Origin of the sequence: Sutcliffiella sp. FSL R7-0096, assembly GCF_038595065.1 — a bacterium.
GTDB lineage: Bacteria > Bacillota > Bacilli > Bacillales > Bacillaceae_I > Sutcliffiella_A.
Window position 1 is genome coordinate 2348108 of record NZ_CP152003.1, and the last position, 19029, is coordinate 2367136.

The 19029-nt window shown below is 41.4% G+C and carries 18 protein-coding genes; 5 read left to right on the top strand and 13 right to left on the bottom strand.

The window, feature by feature from the left end:
- Positions 1-7 precede the first annotated feature (7 nt).
- On the top strand, positions 8-1021 hold the full coding sequence (locus MKY77_RS11910) for a cytochrome d ubiquinol oxidase subunit II (RefSeq protein WP_339146025.1): 1014 nt from the start codon (positions 8-10) through the stop codon (positions 1019-1021).
- A 192-nt stretch (positions 1022-1213) separates the two neighbouring features.
- Here MKY77_RS11910 and MKY77_RS11915 read toward each other — a convergent pair whose 3' ends face one another.
- The 7 genes from MKY77_RS11915 to MKY77_RS11945 form a co-directional block, all read right to left on the bottom strand.
- Positions 1214-2722 carry a tripartite tricarboxylate transporter permease gene (locus MKY77_RS11915; RefSeq protein ID WP_339146026.1) on the bottom strand — a complete coding sequence of 503 codons (1509 nt, stop codon included), beginning with the start codon at positions 2720-2722 and terminating at the stop codon, positions 1214-1216.
- A 12-nt stretch (positions 2723-2734) separates the two neighbouring features.
- Positions 2735-3196 (bottom strand): tripartite tricarboxylate transporter TctB family protein, encoded by a 462-nt coding sequence (locus tag MKY77_RS11920; RefSeq protein ID WP_339146027.1) that lies wholly within the window; start codon positions 3194-3196, stop codon positions 2735-2737.
- Between the two features lie 67 nt (positions 3197-3263).
- The gene (locus MKY77_RS11925) at positions 3264-4277 is read right to left on the bottom strand and encodes a tripartite tricarboxylate transporter substrate binding protein (RefSeq protein WP_339146029.1); all 1014 of its coding nucleotides are present in this window, start codon (positions 4275-4277) and stop codon (positions 3264-3266) included.
- A gap of 201 nt (positions 4278-4478) precedes the next feature.
- The gene (locus MKY77_RS11930) at positions 4479-5096 is read right to left on the bottom strand and encodes an NUDIX domain-containing protein (RefSeq protein ID WP_339146030.1); all 618 of its coding nucleotides are present in this window, start codon (positions 5094-5096) and stop codon (positions 4479-4481) included.
- 4 nt (positions 5097-5100) lie between these two features.
- Positions 5101-5790: a response regulator gene (locus MKY77_RS11935; RefSeq protein WP_339146031.1), complete on the bottom strand. Its 690-nt coding sequence runs from the start codon at positions 5788-5790 to the stop codon at positions 5101-5103.
- 1 nt (position 5791) lies between these two features.
- Entirely contained in the window at positions 5792-7402 is a 1611-nt protein-coding gene (locus tag MKY77_RS11940) for a sensor histidine kinase (protein WP_339146032.1), read from the bottom strand.
- Between the two features lie 263 nt (positions 7403-7665).
- On the bottom strand, positions 7666-8928 hold the full coding sequence (locus MKY77_RS11945; RefSeq protein ID WP_339146033.1) for a YeeE/YedE family protein: 1263 nt from the start codon (positions 8926-8928) through the stop codon (positions 7666-7668).
- 246 nt (positions 8929-9174) lie between these two features.
- On the opposite strand from MKY77_RS11945, the gene MKY77_RS11950 reads away from it, so the two are divergent.
- The 3 genes from MKY77_RS11950 to MKY77_RS11960 all read left to right on the top strand — a co-directional run bounded on the left by MKY77_RS11950 (position 9175) and on the right by MKY77_RS11960 (position 11195).
- A complete protein-coding gene (locus MKY77_RS11950) occupies positions 9175-9918 on the top strand; it encodes a hypothetical protein (protein ID WP_339146034.1) in 744 nt (247 codons plus the stop codon).
- Between the two features lie 24 nt (positions 9919-9942).
- Positions 9943-10809, top strand: a complete 867-nt coding sequence (locus tag MKY77_RS11955; RefSeq protein WP_339146035.1) for a DUF3307 domain-containing protein — start codon at positions 9943-9945, stop codon at positions 10807-10809.
- 245 nt (positions 10810-11054) lie between these two features.
- Positions 11055-11195 carry a hypothetical protein gene (locus MKY77_RS11960; RefSeq protein ID WP_339146036.1) on the top strand — a complete coding sequence of 47 codons (141 nt, stop codon included), beginning with the start codon at positions 11055-11057 and terminating at the stop codon, positions 11193-11195.
- 85 nt (positions 11196-11280) lie between these two features.
- Here MKY77_RS11960 and MKY77_RS11965 read toward each other — a convergent pair whose 3' ends face one another.
- From MKY77_RS11965 to MKY77_RS11975, 3 genes are all read right to left on the bottom strand, one after another.
- Complete coding sequence (locus MKY77_RS11965) at positions 11281-12081, bottom strand: cupin domain-containing protein (protein WP_339146037.1); 801 nt, start codon at positions 12079-12081, stop codon at positions 11281-11283.
- 379 nt (positions 12082-12460) lie between these two features.
- Entirely contained in the window at positions 12461-13441 is a 981-nt protein-coding gene (locus tag MKY77_RS11970; RefSeq protein ID WP_339146038.1) for a ring-cleaving dioxygenase, read from the bottom strand.
- 345 nt (positions 13442-13786) lie between these two features.
- Positions 13787-14590 carry an RDD family protein gene (locus MKY77_RS11975; protein ID WP_339146039.1) on the bottom strand — a complete coding sequence of 268 codons (804 nt, stop codon included), beginning with the start codon at positions 14588-14590 and terminating at the stop codon, positions 13787-13789.
- Positions 14591-14698: 108 nt separating this feature from the next.
- Between MKY77_RS11975 and MKY77_RS11980 the strand changes: the two genes are divergently transcribed.
- Positions 14699-15661 carry a stage II sporulation protein M gene (locus MKY77_RS11980; protein WP_339146040.1) on the top strand — a complete coding sequence of 321 codons (963 nt, stop codon included), beginning with the start codon at positions 14699-14701 and terminating at the stop codon, positions 15659-15661.
- On the opposite strand, the gene MKY77_RS11985 is transcribed toward MKY77_RS11980, so the two are convergent.
- The 3 genes from MKY77_RS11985 to MKY77_RS11995 are packed head-to-tail and all read right to left on the bottom strand — an operon-like array spanning position 15653 to position 19027.
- Positions 15653-17014 carry a DUF58 domain-containing protein gene (locus tag MKY77_RS11985; RefSeq protein WP_339146042.1) on the bottom strand — a complete coding sequence of 454 codons (1362 nt, stop codon included), beginning with the start codon at positions 17012-17014 and terminating at the stop codon, positions 15653-15655. The two genes, MKY77_RS11980 and MKY77_RS11985, sit on opposite strands and share 9 nt — an antisense overlap.
- On the bottom strand, positions 16965-17894 hold the full coding sequence (locus MKY77_RS11990; protein ID WP_339146044.1) for a MoxR family ATPase: 930 nt from the start codon (positions 17892-17894) through the stop codon (positions 16965-16967). The genes MKY77_RS11985 and MKY77_RS11990 overlap by 50 nt, the downstream gene beginning before the upstream one ends.
- A complete protein-coding gene (locus MKY77_RS11995; protein WP_339146045.1) occupies positions 17891-19027 on the bottom strand; it encodes a DUF4350 domain-containing protein in 1137 nt (378 codons plus the stop codon). The genes MKY77_RS11990 and MKY77_RS11995 overlap by 4 nt, the downstream gene beginning before the upstream one ends.
- Positions 19028-19029: the final 2 nt, after the last annotated feature.

Below are 19029 nucleotides of genomic sequence, written 5' to 3' on the forward strand. Positions count from 1 at the left end.
ATGACGGATGAGCTATGAAGTGATTGGAATTACAGTATTGTGGACATTTCTTTATGGATACCTGATTGTTGCCTCCATCGATTTTGGAGCAGGCTTCTTCAGCTATTATTCTACAATCACGAAGAAGGATCACTTGATCAATAAAGTGATTGTCCGTTACCTCTCCCCTGTCTGGGAGGTAACAAATGTTTTTCTTGTATTCTTTTTTATTGGAATAGTAGGATTCTTCCCTTCTACCGCCTATTATTACGGAACGACCTTATTGGTTCCAGGTAGTATAGCCATTGTATTACTGGCCATTCGCGGATCTTATTACGCATTCCATCACTATGGGGAAAAAGGGAACATCTTTTATCAGGCTTTATATGGTGCAACTGGATTATTGATTCCTGCTTCCCTATCTGTTGTACTGACAATCTCTGAGGGAGGTTTTATCTACAAGTACGAAGATACAGTGTGGCTTGATTATGCAGCATTGTTCACCAGTTTCTATTCTTGGGCCGTCGTCATATTGGCAATAGTAAGTGTTCTTTACATCTCTGCTTATTTCCTTGCATACTACGCCAAAACAGCCCGAGATGAAAAAGCATTTGAGGTATTGAGGAAATATGCATTAAACTGGAGCCTTCCGACCATATTGGCCAGTGTTCTCGTATTCTTCGCTTTAAGCGATCATAATCCAGTACATTTTGATAAAATGTTGGAGCTTTCATGGATGTTCAGTCTTTCTTTCCTCTTTTTCCTTGGAGCAGTTTATCTAATGTGGAAAAAGATACATCTTGGTGTGGCATTCATTTTGGTCATGCTGCAGTTCGCAACGGCATTCTTCGGTTACGGGGCATCCCATATGCCGTACCTTCTATATCCGTACTTGACCATTTTTGATGGATTCACTAATGAAGCGATGGCAATAGCTTTAATTACCGCTTTCATTGCCGGGCTTTGCTTACTGATTCCTTCATTATATCTATTGATGCGTTTGTTCTTATTTGATAACAAATACGTCCAGGGAAAAAAATAAGGAGGTTCATTACATGGAAAACTTCTTGATTATGTATGCTTCTCCATTAATTGTCGTTACAGGTATTTTCCTTTTGTTCTTATGGGGAGCTAAGGGGAAGGAAAAATATAAATAAATAAAGAAACAAAACAGCCCTGCCGGTTATATGGCAGGGCTGTTTTTGCTTAAAATGAAATGTAAAAGACGCTACGTCTATACGTCCAAATTCTTATCCTCAGAAACCAGTGTCGGTTTCTTTTTAAGTAACGGAATGATTAGAGACAACAAAGCCACACCTATCAATGTAGCGGAGATAGGACTTTTTACAAAGACCAACCAGTCACCATTTGAGATGGTAAGGGATTGACGCATGGCCTGTTCCATCATGCCTCCAAGAATGAATGCGAGAATAAACGGGGCTGCAGGAAAGGAGAAGATCCTCATCAAAAATCCGGCTACTCCAAATAATAGCAATATATATAAATCAAAAGTATTGAAGCTTATCGCATAGACCCCGATAAGACTGAACATGATGACCAAGGAGATCAACAATGGCCTTGGAACCTTAAGCACCTTGGCTATATATGGGATAAGCGGGAGATTCAATACCAATAAAAACACATTTCCTATATACATACTCGCGATAATCCCCCAGAACACTTCAGGGTTATCTTGCACCAGTAATGGGCCTGGCTGTACACCTAAAACAAGGAAGGCACCAAGAAGGACAGCAGTTGTACCCGATCCAGGAATACCTAAACTAAGTAGGGGAACAAATGCCCCGCCAGTCGCCGCATTGTTTGCTGCTTCGGGTGCAGCAAGACCTTTTATAGAACCCTTCCCAAACTCTTCTGGCTTTTTCGCAATTCGCTTTTCTGTCACATAAGCAATAAAAGATGCGATGGTCGCACCTGCCCCAGGTAGAACACCAAGCAAAAATCCTAAAAACGATTGTCTCGTAACTGGTCCCTTCATTTCTTTGACATCTTCTCTGGATAGCTTCAGGCTTCCGATATTTCCACTCATTCCCCCTGTGCTGTCCTTACGGTTGAAGATCAATATACAAACTTCTGCCAGAGCGAATAGTCCAAGGGCGATCACAAGAAAGTCAATTCCTTCAAGGAGATTGACGTTCCCGAAAGTGAAGCGCTGTGTTCCTGTTTGGGCATCTATTCCGATCGTTACGGCCATGAAACCTAATACTGCAGAAATCATTGCTTTTATTGTGGACCCATCAGACAAACTTGAAATGGCTGTCAGTCCCATCAGCATCAAAGCAAAATACTCTACCGGCCCGAAAACGACAGCGACAGAAGCTAATAATGGGGTAAAAAGCATCAACAGAATAACACTAATGGTACCCCCGGTGAAGGAAGCGATGGCAGCAATGGCCAATGCTTTTCCTGCCTTCCCCTGCTGTGCCATAGGGTATCCATCAAACGCGGTGGCGACTGTACCCGATATTCCAGGTGCATTCAATAGAATGGAGGATGAAGAACCTCCAAATACTGCCCCATAATATACCCCAGCCATCATGACCAATGCCAACGCCGGGTCCATGCTGTATGTGACGGGAATCATGATGGCAATCGCACTGATTGGTCCCAGACCCGGCATCATCCCAATAAAAGTCCCGATAAACACCCCTAAAAATACAAATAAAATACCCTCGATACTAAATGCGACCTGAAACCCGGAAAAAAGACCTTCCATGGAACCCATCTCTTTCACCTCCTAAAATGGTAACACTCCTGGTGGTAAATGAATAAGGAGCAAGTAATTGAACAGAAAATATAAGAGCAACGAAAAAATGATTGCCACTAGTGCACTTACTTTATATTTTTTGTATCCAAGAAACGAGGAACATGTAAAAACAAACGTTGCTGTCATTATGACAAAACCTACTATCTCAAGTAAAAATATATAGATTAAGATAAAACCTGCAACCCCCAGCAGAATATAAAGTTCCTTCTTAGGTATCGTTCTTTTTTGTTTTTCTTGTTCTGTTTCTTCTTTTTTCTGCACGAAAAGTAGAATGGACAATAATAATAGTAGATATCCCAATCCCTTTGGTACGACATCTGCATCGACTAACGCATATGGGTAACTGGGGATCTGGTAGCTTAAAAACAGGTATACTCCTGCAAAGAAGGCTAAGGCCAATCCAAGTTTGCGATTTACCGGTTTTAGTATCATGTAACTCCCCACCAATCCATAGGGGCCGCTCCCTCGTTATGGAGGGTAGCGGTCCACCTATTAATCTTTAATTTCCGAGCCCCAATTCTTCCAATAAGGTTTGCATTTCTTCATTCTCTTTTTTAAGGAATTCTTGATATTCCTCCCCTGTCATGAAAAGCTCATTCCAGCCGTATTTCTTTCTGATTTCATCCCAAGCACCTGATTCATTTAATTTTGAGAACTTATCTACATAGTAGGCAACGGCTGCTTCATCCATGTTGGATGGGCCGAAAAATCCTCTCCAGTTCACGAAGGTTTCATCTATTCCCTGTTCTTTGGCAGTTGGAAAATCTGATAGGACCTCCCCCTCTAAACGCTCTTCTGCTGTTATGCCTAATACCTTGATTTTCCCTGCTTTCACCTGCTCCACCGTTTCTGCGGTGCCGGCGGAATAGACATCCACACTTCCGTTAAGTAATGCCGTCAATGTTCCCCCCTCTTGTTCGGATACATACTTGACCTTGGTGATATCCACTCCAGCTGCTTTAGCTATTTTGACAAATTGGATATGATCCATGCTTCCGGGAGAAGATACACCGATAACCGTGATGCTTGCTGGATCTTTTTTCATATCTTCAAATAACTCATTTAAATTGTTCCATTTAGCGTCAGCCCGTACTGCAAAAGCACCGTAGTCCGCGATAACATTGGCAAGCGGAGTGAAATCTTCATACGTATTTTCTGATTGTCCGTTAAGGGGGACCAATAATAATGGTGGAGAAGAAACGAACAGATGGTGTGGATCCGCCTCTTTCTTCGCGATGTAAGACCAAGCAACAGCACCGCCTCCACCGGGCTTATTGACAACTGGCATTCTCTTATCAATCAATTCCTCCTGCTCAAATGTCTGAGCTACCATCCGAGCGGTTGTGTCCCATCCTCCTCCTGCCCCGGCTGGTGCTACCATTTCTATTGGTTTCTGAGGAGACCAGGTACCATCCGCACTTGTTCCCCCTGTTGAGCTGGAGCAAGCTGCTGTCACGGATAATAACAATGTTAACCCCACTGCACTTGCTTTATTTTTCCATTTTATTTTCATCTACAAACTCCCCTTTGCTATTGTCTTGTATGTGATTGTAAAGAATATTCTTATAAATGTAACCGTTTACAAAATAAGCGGTATAAAAGATATATTGGTTATTTTGTTCATTTTGTTCACGGGAGGTTTTGACAAATGTCCATAAAAAAGAGGTTGCCCTTAGGGAATTCCCTTTAGGACAACCTCTTTATTTAGCATCTTTTACCCTCTACCCGACCTCAATGACTCCAATGTTTCCTTGTAAAAAGAATCGCTGTGTGGAACAAACATACTTTTATCCACATTCATAGTAATCTTACTTCTCTCGCCCTGGGCATTTTCCTTTATCCCTTCCATTGGGACATACGTCTTTTTTCCAAACCATAGTTGGTAAAAGTCCTCTAAAGGAACCATGAAAATCCCACTAACCTCTTCTGCTTGCAGAGTAAAGGACTCTAATGGTATGTACCCCCTTAGCAGATAAACATGGGCATGCTCTCTATCGATAAAACCTTCCAATTCTTTTTCATAAGGGATGACACCCAGGTAAGACAGTTCATCCATACCAACTTTTATACCTATTTCCTCTTCTACCTCCCTGATCCCATCTTCCACGTTTTCATGAGATAACAGATGTCCGGCTGCTGTGATATCCAATAAGCCTGGATAATCCTTTTTTTCCTTGCTTCTCAGTTGAAAATAAAGATATTCTTTACCGTGTATCTCAGCCTTTATCCAGCAGTGAAAAGTCTCGTGCCAATGTCCCTTAATATGTACTTCATCTCTTGATGCAGTGCCCAGATATTTTCTTTCCTTATTGAAAATCTTTAATTGTTCCATTGTCTCATTGTCCTATCCGATAGTATTTTCTTTCAGGTCTCCCTACCATGCCGTATTCTAACTCAGCTTTTGCTTTATTCAGAGAAATCAAGTACTCAAGATATCGCCTTGCTGTTGTTCGGGATGCCCCCATCAGTTCTCCCATTTGTTCGGCTGTCCATCCATCATGGTAATCGCTATCTAGGAGCCCTTTCACTTTTTCCAAAGTTAATTGGTCAATTCCCTTAGGTAGAGAATCCTTCTGTTTTTCTCTTTCCATCGACCCGTTTCTATGAAAAAACTGATCTATAACTGTTTGATCATAGGATTCCTTCTCTTTTATGAAAGCTTTTCTCTCAAGATATGTTTTTATGGCGTGTTGAAACCTTTCAAACGTTACCGGTTTGATTAAGTAATCGACCACTCCATATTTCAGAGCCACTTCTACCACCGCTTTTTCGGTTGCTGCAGTTATCATGATGATGTCCACCTCGGGGAATCTCTTGCGGATGAGCGGTAGCAGAGAAACTCCACTTTCATCAGGCATGAAATTATCCAAGAGGATAAGATCGGTTTCCCCTTTTGCAAGTTGATCCATCGTTTGCGAAGCATTTAGAGCTTTATTAACCACCCTTACTCCTTCGATCTTTTGTAAAAATTGTTCATGAATGCTCGCAACCCGAAAATCATCTTCTGCTATTGCCACGTTTATCATTTCATTCACCCCCATAGGTATTGTTTTTAGGGAGGTATACGGTGAACACCGTTGTATTGTCCGAGGTTCTTTGAACTTCTACCGTTCCACCCAGCTGCTCTACCTCCTTCTTCACAATAGCAAGGCCGAATCCCCTTGGCTGATCAGCTTGTTTGGTACTATATCCTTTCCCGAAGATCAAATCTATTGTTCCTTCTGGAAAACCTGGTCCATTATCACTTATCTCCAAAATTAAGTCGTTTCCATAATCAATAGCGAAAAAGGATACAATACCATCCTCTTTTTCCTCCACGGCCTCCAAAGCATTATCTAGCAAGTTACCAACAATGGCCACTAAACTAGAAAACTCAATTCTAGAAGGTATTACTTGGACTGAACTTTCTTCATCAAGTTGGAGAAATTTCTTTTTTTCTGATGCGACAGCAAGCTTCCCAAGTAGGATGACCTGAAGTTTCTCGTCCTTTATCCTGTCAAATAAGATATCATTTCGTGCCTGATTAACCATATACTCTTTTTGGATCCAATCCAAGGCATCCTGAAACCTTCCTAACTCTAGCATCCCTGATATGACGTAAAGCTTATTTGTAAATTCATGGGTCTGAGCTCGTAATTCTTCCGAATATTTCTTTACCTCTACCAAGGTGTGAAGCAACTTTTTCATATCTGTTTTATCACGAAAGCTTGATACTACACCAACCACAATTTCATTTTCCATAATAGGAATCCTGTTTACGATTACGTCTTTATCAAGTAAGTAGATTTCTTTGTTCTCCTGTGGATGCCCTGTTCGGGCAACCTCCATGATATCAGAATCAGGTACGATGTCGGTTATTTGTTTATGTAGCAGTTCTTCTTCCCGCAGCTCTAAAATATCAAGTGCTGAAGGGTTGACCATGGTAACGTACCCATTAGAGTCAACGGCAATAATTCCTTCCTTGACGGATTCTAGGATGGCATTTCTTTCCCTGTATAAGGTAGCGATTTCATGGGGTTCCAGACCGAGTATATCTTTTCGTATGTTTCTAGCAAGCAAATACCCTCCAACCACTCCGATATTAATTGCCAGCAGAGCAATCAACGATATTTCCGCCAACTTTTCTTCCATTCGGCTTTTTAAATTCTCCATGAGAAAACCGACCGATACAACTCCGATGACCGTTCCTTCATCTGAAATAATAGGAGCTTTCCCTCTGATGGATAACCCTAGTGAACCTGTCGCTTCCGAGATATAAGCTTTCCCTTCTTCCAAGGCCCTTATATTATCTCCCCCCACCATCTTTTGTCCGATTTTATCAATATCAGGATGGGTATAACGAAGGCCTTGAGTATTCCCGATCACCACAAATTGAGCGTCTATCTCCTGCTGAATTTTTAATGTCAGCGGCTGGAGCGCTTCACTCGGATTGTCCGATTCCATTGCTTCTTGTACCTCTGGCATGAAGGATATTGTTTTAGCTATTTGGAGAGCTCGGTTGCCGGTATTCGTTTTAAGCTCATTCATCTCTAAGTAAAAGAACACGCCGCATATTAAAACAATTATGCCAATGAGTAGCGTCACAATGAGGATGATTAGCTTCGTTTGCAGACGTATTGGTTTTATATTTATTCTCATCTAGCTCTCCCCCTGATTTCTTATTATTTTATAATAATTGGTTTTATTATTCTATGTATTTCGATAATTAGGGCGTGGGAAATAATCTATCGTCAAAAACTTCTGAAGTTTTTATAGGATAACGATTAATTTACATGCTTCTTTTTGTTTATTTTTCTGCAATAATAACTTTTGCAAATTGATAAAATTTTTTTAAAATTATTTCCCATCTCCCTGTTTTTCTCAAAAAAAAAGCGACCCGTTTATTGAGTCGCTTTGAATAACTAACATACTGAATCTGTTGGCTTGGGGTTCTTTAACCCGAATAATGGTCTGATAAACAAAGCCACTAGTGTACCGAGCATGGCCATGACCATCCATACCCAACCATGTAAGCTAAAGGAGGCTATGCCGCCAAAGTAGGCGCCAATATTACAACCGAAAGCAAGCCGTGCCCCATACCCCATCAGTAGTCCCCCTATAATGGAGGCACCGGCTATGCCGGGCTTTATTTTCTTAGGCTTAAAGGTACCCTGTGCAGAAGCTGCAATGAATGCCCCGAGTATAATACCAAAGTTCATCACACTTGTAGAGTCCGCAAGAACGGTCTGTGTCAATGCCGCTCCATTTTCTCCGGCAAAATACCCCCAGCTTGTAACATCCACCCCTACTGCCATCAAAGCTTTCCCTCCCCAAAGCGCAAATGCGGAAGTGATGCCCCAAGGGTTCCCACGAATCGCCAGCGTAAGGGCGTTAAGTAGTGCCAATATAATGGCGGCCGCAAATAGTGGCCAAGAACCTCGAACTACTTTCTTCCAACCTGTCGTGGTTGCTAAAGGCTTCATATGTGGCGGCTTCTTTTTCTTTGCAATCTGAACCGTGATCCAATAGATTCCTGCAAAGAGAAGCATTTGAACAACCCAGCCGCCAAAGAACCCTAGTCCTGTAGACTCTGCAAGGGAAATTGGCGGAAGTGCCGGGGTATCTTCCATCCAGAATGTAAAATGATATGCACCAATAACAGAACCTACTATAAAAGAAACCAATGTCAAAATCATGGAGGAGGATCCCCCACCGACTGAATATAATGTTCCTGATGCACAGCCGCTTCCAAGTTGCATGCCGATCCCGAATATAAATGCACCTACTAGTACGCTTATTCCTACAGGTGATACATATCCTGCCGGCGTATTACCTGTAAAGCTGAATCCTGAATTTAGAATGATGGCAAACAAGGTAGTTGCCACTGCTAGCATCAGCATATGCGCTTGCAAGCCTTGAACATTGCCGACGGACATTAATCGTCTGAATGCGGAAGTGAAGCCAAATCTTGCATGTAGCAGTGTCATTCCAAGTGCCACACCGATTATATAGAGTGCCCCCTGTATCCAGTCTGTTGATGCGACTATAGCAACCAGTAAAAGAAACCCGGCTGCCAATCCAAGGGTTAAAAATGGTTTTTGCATGGGGTTTAAATTTGTCACGATGGTTGTCTTCGGTTTTTCCCGATTAACGGTATGTTCCGTAGTTGTAGTTGTATATGCCATACTATAATCACACCTTATCCTATTGTTTTTATCGGAATTTATATTAGTTGTTATAATAACTTTTTTCCTTATAGTTGTAAACCATCAAGCTTTTATTCTATTTTTCTTTAAAAATTTGACTATTTCATCTACTTTTCTATAATTCGATTAATCTATCGAATTCCTTCCATGTTGATTAAATAGTCGAATTGAAATACAATAAATTGAAGATACTATCAAGTAAGGTTGTTCGAAAGGATTGAGTAGATGAAAAAGCCGGTATCCATATTAATCATGGATGTTACAAATTCTTCAAAGAACTGGAACGAAATCACAGGTTACCTAGAGGAAGTGGAAGGAATCACGCAAAAGTGGACAAGAGGATTGCCTAGTGCCAAAGTGAAGCATCGTCTGGGTGACGAAATGGTAGGGATATTCGACCACTTCTCTACGGCATACACTATTGCTTTTTACATCAGTCAACTTTGGAAGTACAGAGGACAACCGCCCTATTTCGGTATTACCTTTGGCACAGTGGAGGAAGACATACAGCATATTGATCTTGATAAATGGAATCATCCTTTAATGGGTCTTGCTCGCAGTGCAAATGATAAAATTAAACATTCTGCTCAGAGGACCTCCATCCTCTTTTTACCTGAGGATGAAATAATGGCCAAGCCCTCCTTGGACATGGCAAACCTGTTGTTGGCCTATCAGCATAAATTAATGAGTGAACAAACCGAGCTACAGCATTTGATAATGAAGCTTTTTGCGATATTGGATGAGCAAAAAGCAATAGCGAAATTAGTAAATAAGTCGCCTTCTACTATCTCTAGCCACTATAAGAAAGGCAATTGTGAGATAATATTGAAAACCCTAAAAACCATCCAGGAAACGCTAGACCAGCTCGAAGCAACTATATTACGGAACAACCCGCATAATATCACAAAAGAATTGACGAAAACGATAAAAAACCAGCTTCAACAGAATATGAACATTATTATCCCTTGAACTGGAAAGTTAGGAGCGGTTTAAATGATTCTCTTGTGCCTTATCTTAGCCCATTTGGTTGCTGATTTTTATTTACAGACAGAGAAAATGGTGAAGGAGAAACGAAAATATTTTAAAATTCACCTGGCCCATCATGCGGTTATATTCTTCCTCTCCCTTTGCATTCTGTTTTTCTTGCAAGGACAAAATTTCTTGAACGAAGTGGTCATCCCCTCGGTTCTACTGGTAATTTTTCATGGTATTATCGACTTTCTTAAAATTTCCTTGCAGGAAAAAAGTGCCAAATCAATCCAAAGAAACTCTTGGAATCTAGGACTGTTCATAGGTGATCAAGCCTTGCATATCTTAACTATTTTGGCAGTTTGCTATTTTACTTTACAGCTAGATTTACATACATGGACCAATGAGCTACTAATTATGCTGAAATTAGTTGATGGAATAAAGCCAGAGCCCGGGCTTATAAACACCCTGCTCTTTGTACTAATCATGTTTATCATTTGTACAACAGTAACTGGCCACTTTATCCGTATCATGCTAGGATCCCTTACCAAGCATATTTCACTATTTGAAGGTAAATATACTTTACGCGATCTGGCCGTTAGCCCTAATAGCGAAAAGAACATGTCGGAAGAATATACCTATATGGTGATGAAACACCAGGATCTTTCCCGCGGTAAAGTCATCGGCTATTTGGAACGCTTGCTTGTGGTAGCGTTGATACTGATGGGGTCCTTTCATGCGGTTGGCTTCATCGTTGCCGCTAAATCTCTTACCCGGTTCAAACAGATGGATGACCGGGACTGGGCCGAGTACTTTCTGCTCGGAACCCTGACCTCCTTTCTTTTGGCGATCATTTATGGGGTCATTTTGAAGATTGTGTTGTTAGGGTAGGGAAGTTATAAAACATTATGAGGACGTCTATACTAGCGATTTCGCGTGACAGAGTTCTACATCATCCTCTGTTCCCATACTTCAACTATCTAGTAGCTGCCCCTCAGCAAAATGAGCACCTCTTTTTTTAATACTTATCTCATCGTTGAAGTTAATAGAGTCTTACAAAAAATGCTAGAAAGCAAGGTGAACACCCTGTCCGATTCTATCAACTTTCATATGATAGAGATAAAGGGGGTGACAATATGTTACGTTATTACCGATATGTCACAAGATTAGGGGAAAACCTGATCCAAGAGAGCGAAGAATGCTTAGAAAGAAAAGCGAAATTGGCTAAGAAAGTCATCAAGCGAGTAGTCCGCCGCTTGGATGATCTGAATGATTGATCCACCGTGAAATGTCACTCCAGGGGAGTCTCCTTCAGGGCTAAATTGAAAAACAGCACCTAACATATAAAGGTGCTGTTTTTTGCTACATATTTTTACTTTGTTGAAGAAGCTTGGATTCTCCCGTTCGCTCCCACTCTTCTACAGTTTCATACGCTTGCTGAGGAGAATATTCTTTTCCGACAAGTACGCTCATCATGATGAACTTTTGAAGAATATGAACCGCATTTATTCCTCTTTTCACATCGTCTAAACCTTCTTTTACTAATAATTCTGTGTACTGAAGCCATTCATCCGGTGTTTTTCCATCTATTACGGTACCCCCATCCCCATCACTATGTTCCTCAGCGGCCTCCGCATCCGCTTTGGTTGGATGGACCGTACCAAACGGATGATTTGGAGGTGCATAGATCGAGTATAGTTTTAGCGGGGTATCTCCGGTATTGGTAAGATTGTGCCAAGTCCCGGCTGGAATCACTATAGCAAAGTCATCCGCTACCATTTTCTCAAAAGTGAAATTATCCTTACTCTTACCCATTTGAACCATTCCCTGCCCTTGTTCCAAGCGCAGGAATTGATCAACATCAGGATGCATTTCTAACCCGATATCTTCTCCGGGATTCAAGCTCATTAATGTAATCTGAAACTGTGACCCCGTCCATAATGCGGTCCGGAAGTTATTATTTTGCAAAGTAAGTTCGTTTATATCTTCTGCAAATGGGTTTGGCCCATAGTCCTTTAATTCAATTGCTCTATGACTGTTTGAAAAATAATATGGATTATAAGTGTTTGCATAAGGCAAGTTACTATTTCTTAAATAGTTATTTATAGGGGGATTCTGCGTATATGCATATGGATATGGATACATTTGTGGACGATAATACATATTTTCAACTCCTTTGAATTTCATTAAATTATCCTATGCCGATTATTTGGGAATGCACGTTGTAAGGGTTGTTTAAATTTTGGGTCAAGAAAAAAATGCGTAAAAAAGCCTATTTCTCCGTAAGAAATAGGCTGCAGTGTGTAGACAAAGCTTAAAATAATGAAATACTCTAGTTGATCGCAGTGGAAGGAGCGAAGACTCCTGCGGGAGGAAAGGACATGGAAGACCCCGCAGGGCGTAGCCCGAGGAGGCTTCCGGACTGCCCGCGGAAAGCGAAGCTCCTGGAACGAAGATCAACTCTTCCAACAGATAACTAATTAGTTTATAGTTTGTCAACAGTCTGAGCCTATTTCTCCGTAAGAAATAGGCTGTAAAATAGTTATTCTTTTTTAAATTCTTTTGTACTTCTTACAGTATCAATCGGTCTGACAAGCTTCTCGATTTGTTCGCGCTTTGGTTCGAGGAACGGAGGTAAAGAAAGCTTCTCCCCTAACGTTTCATAAGGCTCATCTCCCATGAATCCGGGACCGTCCGTTGCAAACTCGAATAAAATCTGCGGTGCAACCCTTGCATATAACGACTCAAAGAAATAGCGATCTACATGTCCGGATGTATTAAAACCGAACCCCTTCAATCTCGCATCCCACTCATCTATAACAGAGCGGTCTTTCACCCGGAATGCAGCATGATGTACAGTACCAAATCCTTGCTGGGCTTGAGGGAGTGTATCATTATGTTCCACAACCAGTCGTGCCCCGTTGCCCCCTTCTCCTACCTCAAATAAATGAGTATCACCGTCTTGAGCAATTGCTTTGAAAAGTAAAACCTTCTCTAATACTTCCTTAAAGAAATCAAAATTGGCAACACGAATGTGGAGAGGCCCTAATCCAGTGATTGCATATTCTAAAGGTATCGGCCCCTTTTGCCATGGTGTGCCCGGCTCCACCCCATTGTTGTTTTCATCTGAAACCAGTTGGTACTGCTGTTCGTCAAAGTCAACGAAAGAAAGGGTTTTTGTCCCAAATTGATCTTTGACACCATCGTGCTTTACATTTAGTCGGTCGAAACGATCCACCCAATATGCTAAAGCATTATCTGATGGAACTCTGAAGCCGGTTCTGAAAATCTCATTTGTTCCATGGCTTCCTTTTGGAATACCAGGGAAATCAAAAAATGTCATGTCCGTTCCGGGGCTCCCCGTATCATCCGCAAAAAACAGATGATATGTTTGGATGTCGTCCTGATTTACTGTCTTCTTAACAAGTCTCATCCCTAAAACATAGGTGAAAAATTCATAGTTTTTTTCCGCGCTGCTGGTTATCGCTGTTACGTGATGGATCCCTTTTAAACCGTTTATCATATATGGTTCTCCCCTTTTTATAAAATAAGGTCATGTTAATTATCTTGAATTCGAGATAATTATACCTTGATGTGTTTTGGATGTCAAATTGGTGGGGAGTAAATTATAGGATAAATGGTGTACCTTATCTTCTTAGTGTTACGGGCGAAAAAAGAGTACAATCGGGCGAACGCTAAAATACCAAAGGTTCGCCCAACTGAGACAGTCCTCCAGCTCCAACTCAATGGCAAACTTCGAAAATGATTCCATACCCTGTCAGCAACTACTCTTCCTCAGGGTATCAAACCAAATGAGCCGTCTCTCCCTTTCTCACTCAAAGCAATTCTCTATATTCCCTTTACCGCACTACAACTCATACTCCCACTCTTCCTTCATCTGCAAATAAAGTACGAGCAGCATATCTTCCAACTCATTATAATGTTTACTCGAAGGGTCAAGGTCAATCTTTGGAAATAAGATGTCTGCCATTTTACGAGTTAAAACGATGCGGTCATCTGTGTTTAATGAGTAAAAACGTTCTGCGTATGTCTTCAAAAGTTTCCATTCTTTTGCTCCTAGGGCTCTCAAAGCCCCTTCTTCCACTAGGCCGCCCTTCGAGCCAAGCCCCTTTTCAGCAATTAGTTTGTCTAGCTTCGATTGCCTTTTTTTCTTTTTCCCTCTTCTTTCATGAACAACAATGGTTCCAGCCACCAGGTCTCCAAGGCGTTTGTGCTTGGAATGGAAAAAGATCATCAACATCCCGACTAGGTAATTGACAGGCAGCATATCTATGATTCGCAGGAAATTTCGTATCAAGCTGGATAGCAATGTAATGCTATGCCCATTATCTTGGATAACGCGGATGCCGAGCGCTTTTTTTCCAAGTGTACGTCCGCCTGTAAAGTATTCTAGTAGGAAGTAGTAGCTCCAATTCAGGACAAACATGAGAATGAGGACTCCTGCAAACAGGTAGGACGGAATATCCGACTCAAAATAATCGAAAAAGCTGGCATTCAGTCCGAATATCAGCGCGATCACAATGAGAATATTGATGGATATCAATATGAGTGAATCGATAATAAAGGCGGCTGCCCTACTGCCTAGGCCTGCTGCATGGAATTGCAGGGATACATATTCAGGAGTTTTGATATCCACTTGTTCTGTGTTCAAGATGATTCCCTCTTTCTATGGATAAATTTAACTAAGAAGTGTTTCTATTTTTCTATAATATTACTATAATGAAGTTGATTGATGAAATCAGACACGAGGTGTAATGGGATGAATGTCAAACAATTTATAAAACAACATCGTGATCAATGGAAAGAGCTTGAACAGCTTGCTACTGACTTACATAAAAGAAAGAATATAACTGGTGAGAATCTGGAAAAGTTCCACCGTCTCTACCAAAAGGCTGCGCAGAATCTTTCATATAGTCAGACCTACTTTCCGGAAGAAGAAGTGACAACGTATCTAAATGGTCTCGTATCCAAATCTCATAATCTACTCTATAAAGATCAGATTACGAGCTGGAAGCAGGCGGGTGATTTTTTTGGACATAAGTTCATTGGACTTCTCTATGAACAATGGAAGTATGTGGTGGTAGCCATGCTTCTATTTACTATTGGAGGGTTAGGTGCATTTTTTGCTGTGTTGCAAGACCCACTTTATGTATATTCCATCCTCTCACCTGATATGGCCCAAAGCATCGATCCAGAAAAGCTTGGTGCGAGTGATGGGATGCAGGATGCGCCTGTGATGTCTGCCAGCATATTGACTAATAACATTCAGGTGGCAATTCTAGCGTTTGCAGGTGGGGTCACATTTGGCCTGCTGACAGTCTATGTATTAATTTACAATGGCATCATTGTCGGAGCCATAGCGGGGTTATTTTGGCATCATAGTATGACGTATGAGTTCTGGGCGTACATCGTTCCCCACGGAATGATTGAATTGACAGCAATTTTTATAGCTGGAGGTGCGGGACTACTTATGGGTTATAAGCTGTTTGTACCTGGAGAATATTCAAGAGGCTACCAGCTGAAAGTGAATGCCAAGCGTTCCGTCCAATTGCTGCTTGGGACCATACCGTTGTTCATTATAGCAGGGATAATTGAAGGTTTCATTACCCCTGCTGCTATTCCATTGGAAGCCAAGTATTTTGTTGCAGGTATGACAGTCATCGGGTTGATTCTTTACGTTGCAATAGGTAAATTCAGATTGCAAAAAGCCCAGTTACAATAGCCCTTTATTGATTGTGTCAATATAATGGGAAACAGCGGCTGTTGCAAGCCTTTCTTCACGGGCCTCCATCATTAGGAGGCCTTGTTTTTCCCACTTCGATTTCTCGCGTTTCTTTATAAGAAGCTGCTGTTGGGCGATACCTTTTATCATGGTTTCTTCAAGGTTATTGGCAGCGGACTTTGCTCTTGTAACTAAAGTTTCGTCTTCGATGCCGATCATAAAGAAAAGGTGCCTTTGTCTGACTCTTTTTAAGTAGATAAGGGCGCTCTCTTCATGTAGAAATGTTTTAACATCACTGAACAAAAGAATGAGGCTCCGCTTCTTCTGTACAAGCTGTAGATATTGAAAAACCTCCGCATAATTGGATTCTGCTGCGTCGATTTGCACGTTGTAGATCGACTGTAATATGGTTTGCAAGTGTTGCATTCCTTTGGCGGGTGGGATATAGGCTTTCACTTTTTTAGAAAAAGCAAGTACAGCGACATAGTCCCCTTTTTGCAGTGCGGCTGCCGCTACTGTAAGAACTGCTTCAAGCGATTTCTCTAAGCGATTTCCTTTTTTCAGCTCTGCCCCCATCATTCTTCCGCAATCCACAAGTATCGTAATATACTTTCCATGTTCTGGTTCATACTCATTCGTCATGATTTCCTGTAACTTTGCAGTTTGGCGCCAGTTAATCTTTCGTGGGTCATCACCGACCACATAGGATCGGATTTTTGCGAATTCTCCGACTCCACTTTTTTGTTTGCGGATAGTAACCCCTTCATGAACCAGAAATTTTTGTGCGTTCTCTAAGTATTGCTTGGTTTCCGTCAAGTCAGGAATCACCTTAACGGAACAGCGTTGCTCCACCGCCATTTGCTTTTGCCACAAACCGATTCGGCTTTTATAGCGTAAAAAGAGTTTCTCCACCTCATAGTCTCCTCTTACCGGGGCATTAGTTTGGTAGGTGAATGACTTCCTGGACCCTTTCTCGACCACACCACTTATTGGAAAAGGTCTTTCAAATGACTGTGGGATCCCATCTTTCCACTCACAATCCATGTCCTGTTCGGATGGATTATCCACCACAATTTGGACAGGATAGGTAATGCCGCGCTCCATCTCTGAAGGTAGAATCCTTGTAACTTTCAATTCATCTTTATTAGGAGAGAATAGAAGGTCCACCAAGGTGAAAAGAACAAAAAATCCATTTAGCAAAAAGATGACAGGCCATGAAATTGCTACAAAAAAGCTTGCAATGATGAACCCTAATGATAGTAAAGCATATAACTGTATAAGTTTTTTTGTCGGCAGAACACCCTTATCTCGGAACAGGAACCGCCCCCACAAGTTCTTCAATGATTTGCTCAACAGTCGATCCCTCCAATTCCATATGAGGAGATAATTGTATGCGGTGTCGTAAGGCTGGTTTTGTGACCATTTTTATATCATCAGGCGTTACATAGTTCCGATTGCTCAAGTATGCCCAAGCCTGCGCAGCTCTTCCAATGGAGATTCCTGCACGGGTACTTGCCCCAAAGCGGATGGAGTCCGACTCTCGTGTCTTTCTGACGATTTGCATAATATAATCCAAGATATTGTCACTAAGTGTGACCTGCTGTATCTCTTCTCTAATCGCAAGGAAAGATTCAATATCCAATACGGGTTGGACGTCAGAGTGGGTAAACTTTTTGCCGATCACCTGTTTTAGGACCTCTGTCTCTTCTTCAAGACCAGGAAAATCAATATTCAACTTGAATAGGAATCGGTCCTGCTGTGCTTCAGGCAACGGGTAAGTTCCCTCATATTCAATCGGATTCTGAGTGGCAACGACAAAAAAAACATCTGGCAATGGATAAGTTTCCCCTTGTATGGTTACTTGCTTTTCCTCCATTGCCTCAAGTAATGCCGCCTGGGTTTTTGCCGGTGTACGATTTATTTCATCTGCAAGCATGATGTTAGTAAAGATTGGGCCTTTTAATGTTTCAAAATTCCCCTCTTTCATATTATAGATAGAGCTTCCTGTGATATCACTTGGCAAGAGGTCCGGAGTAAACTGGATTCTATTGAATGTACCTCCCAATAACGTGGCCAGGGTACGAACCATCTGTGTTTTCCCCGTACCGGGCACCCCTTCCAAAAGTACGTGCCCTCCTGTTAATACGGAAGCTAGTAGAAGTCTTACATTCAACTGTTGTCCAAGTATTCTTTCCTCATATTTTTCAAGAAGAGATGCTAATTCCGGCTTCATCCCTCTTCCACCTCATTTCGTAATGTGTCCAGTTGTTTGGACCAAAGTAAATATTCCTGTTTCGATATCTTTTCTTTTCCTAACATCGTTGTTAATTGATGCAAAAACAAATCTATTTCCTCATTATCTTTCGACTTCCATTTCCTATATAGAATTCCGTCACAATCTTTCCAATCTTTATTGAAAGGAACTCCCCACTTATCTTGCATCGAGTATTTTACATAGTTCGCCTGTGTTAGGAGGGAATGGTGATAAGCATTACCCTTAAGGTGCCATGCTGCCAATGCACGAATGCTCTCATCACTGAACCGGACAGTTTCTTCTCTAGGATGTAGGATCGGACCAAATCTTTTTCCTAGCATCCAAAGCAAAAAGCAAGCCATTAACAAGCTTTGAAAAAGTAGAAGCAAAAACCAATCCTGGTAGACATCAAGGGAGGTTGACCCGATCTCCCCGTGATTGAATTCATCAAAAAGAATATTGGTATAATCCACTCCTTCTTCTTGTAAAAGGCCGAGTATTAAAGGTAGATGGTCCTTTGCCAAAATTTCTCCATTCATAAGCCAGTTAGGTGCCAAGGAGACAATAAGAGACCCGTCCCCGTATGTCCGCTTTACAGCAATAGCACCGTGTAAATCAGAAAGAAGAACCTCATCATCCTCTGACACATCCATTCTGACGGTAGAATAAGTATCTGCAACGTGTCTTTTTTCATGAGAATCAAATACAGTTGTTTCAGGGAGCAATAATTGTACAAATGTGGTTTGTAAATCAAAAAAGCCCCTTGGATTAGTCTTCATTAATAGGATGGTATTTCCTTTTTCCATAAAACTGATATATGCTTCCATCGCTTCAGTGTCGGGTATGAAATATGGTTCAACCATCAGTAACAATTGACGACCTTGGGTTTCTGGAAGTAGTGTGGATGGCTGTTCCCATCTGTCCACGTCGAAGGTTTCATGATCCAAGTAGGTATAGAACGCCTTTATTCCACTAGGAGAGGGTGACTTGGAATCAAAAGGTGCGAATTCCTTTGGTTGTTTGGATAAAATAAAGTAGCTACAGATCAGGAATAATAAGAGTAATAGACCAAGCCATAGCCAACTTTTCTTCTTAGCTGCAGAACTTTTCAAGT

Bases quoted from the DNA above. Each gene is read 5' to 3' on its own strand.
- MKY77_RS11970 (WP_339146038.1), bottom strand. From the start codon at position 13,441: ATGATAAACGGTTTAAAAGGGATCCATCACGTAACAGCGATAACCAGC.
- MKY77_RS11925 (WP_339146029.1), bottom strand. From the start codon at position 4,277: ATGAAAATAAAATGGAAAAATAAAGCAAGTGCAGTGGGGTTAACATTG.
- MKY77_RS11955 (WP_339146035.1), top strand. From the start codon at position 9,943: ATGATTCTCTTGTGCCTTATCTTAGCCCATTTGGTTGCTGATTTTTAT.
- MKY77_RS11910 (WP_339146025.1), top strand. From the start codon at position 8: ATGAGCTATGAAGTGATTGGAATTACAGTATTGTGGACATTTCTTTAT.
- MKY77_RS11965 (WP_339146037.1), bottom strand. From the start codon at position 12,081: ATGTATTATCGTCCACAAATGTATCCATATCCATATGCATATACGCAG.
- MKY77_RS11980 (WP_339146040.1), top strand. From the start codon at position 14,699: ATGAATGTCAAACAATTTATAAAACAACATCGTGATCAATGGAAAGAG.
- MKY77_RS11990 (WP_339146044.1), bottom strand. From the start codon at position 17,894: ATGAAGCCGGAATTAGCATCTCTTCTTGAAAAATATGAGGAAAGAATA.
- MKY77_RS11915 (WP_339146026.1), bottom strand. From the start codon at position 2,722: ATGGGTTCCATGGAAGGTCTTTTTTCCGGGTTTCAGGTCGCATTTAGT.
- MKY77_RS11950 (WP_339146034.1), top strand. From the start codon at position 9,175: ATGAAAAAGCCGGTATCCATATTAATCATGGATGTTACAAATTCTTCA.
- MKY77_RS11930 (WP_339146030.1), bottom strand. From the start codon at position 5,096: ATGGAACAATTAAAGATTTTCAATAAGGAAAGAAAATATCTGGGCACT.
- MKY77_RS11960 (WP_339146036.1), top strand. From the start codon at position 11,055: ATGTTACGTTATTACCGATATGTCACAAGATTAGGGGAAAACCTGATC.
- MKY77_RS11945 (WP_339146033.1), bottom strand. From the start codon at position 8,928: ATGGCATATACAACTACAACTACGGAACATACCGTTAATCGGGAAAAA.
- MKY77_RS11920 (WP_339146027.1), bottom strand. From the start codon at position 3,196: ATGATACTAAAACCGGTAAATCGCAAACTTGGATTGGCCTTAGCCTTC.
- MKY77_RS11935 (WP_339146031.1), bottom strand. From the start codon at position 5,790: ATGATAAACGTGGCAATAGCAGAAGATGATTTTCGGGTTGCGAGCATT.
- MKY77_RS11940 (WP_339146032.1), bottom strand. From the start codon at position 7,402: ATGAGAATAAATATAAAACCAATACGTCTGCAAACGAAGCTAATCATC.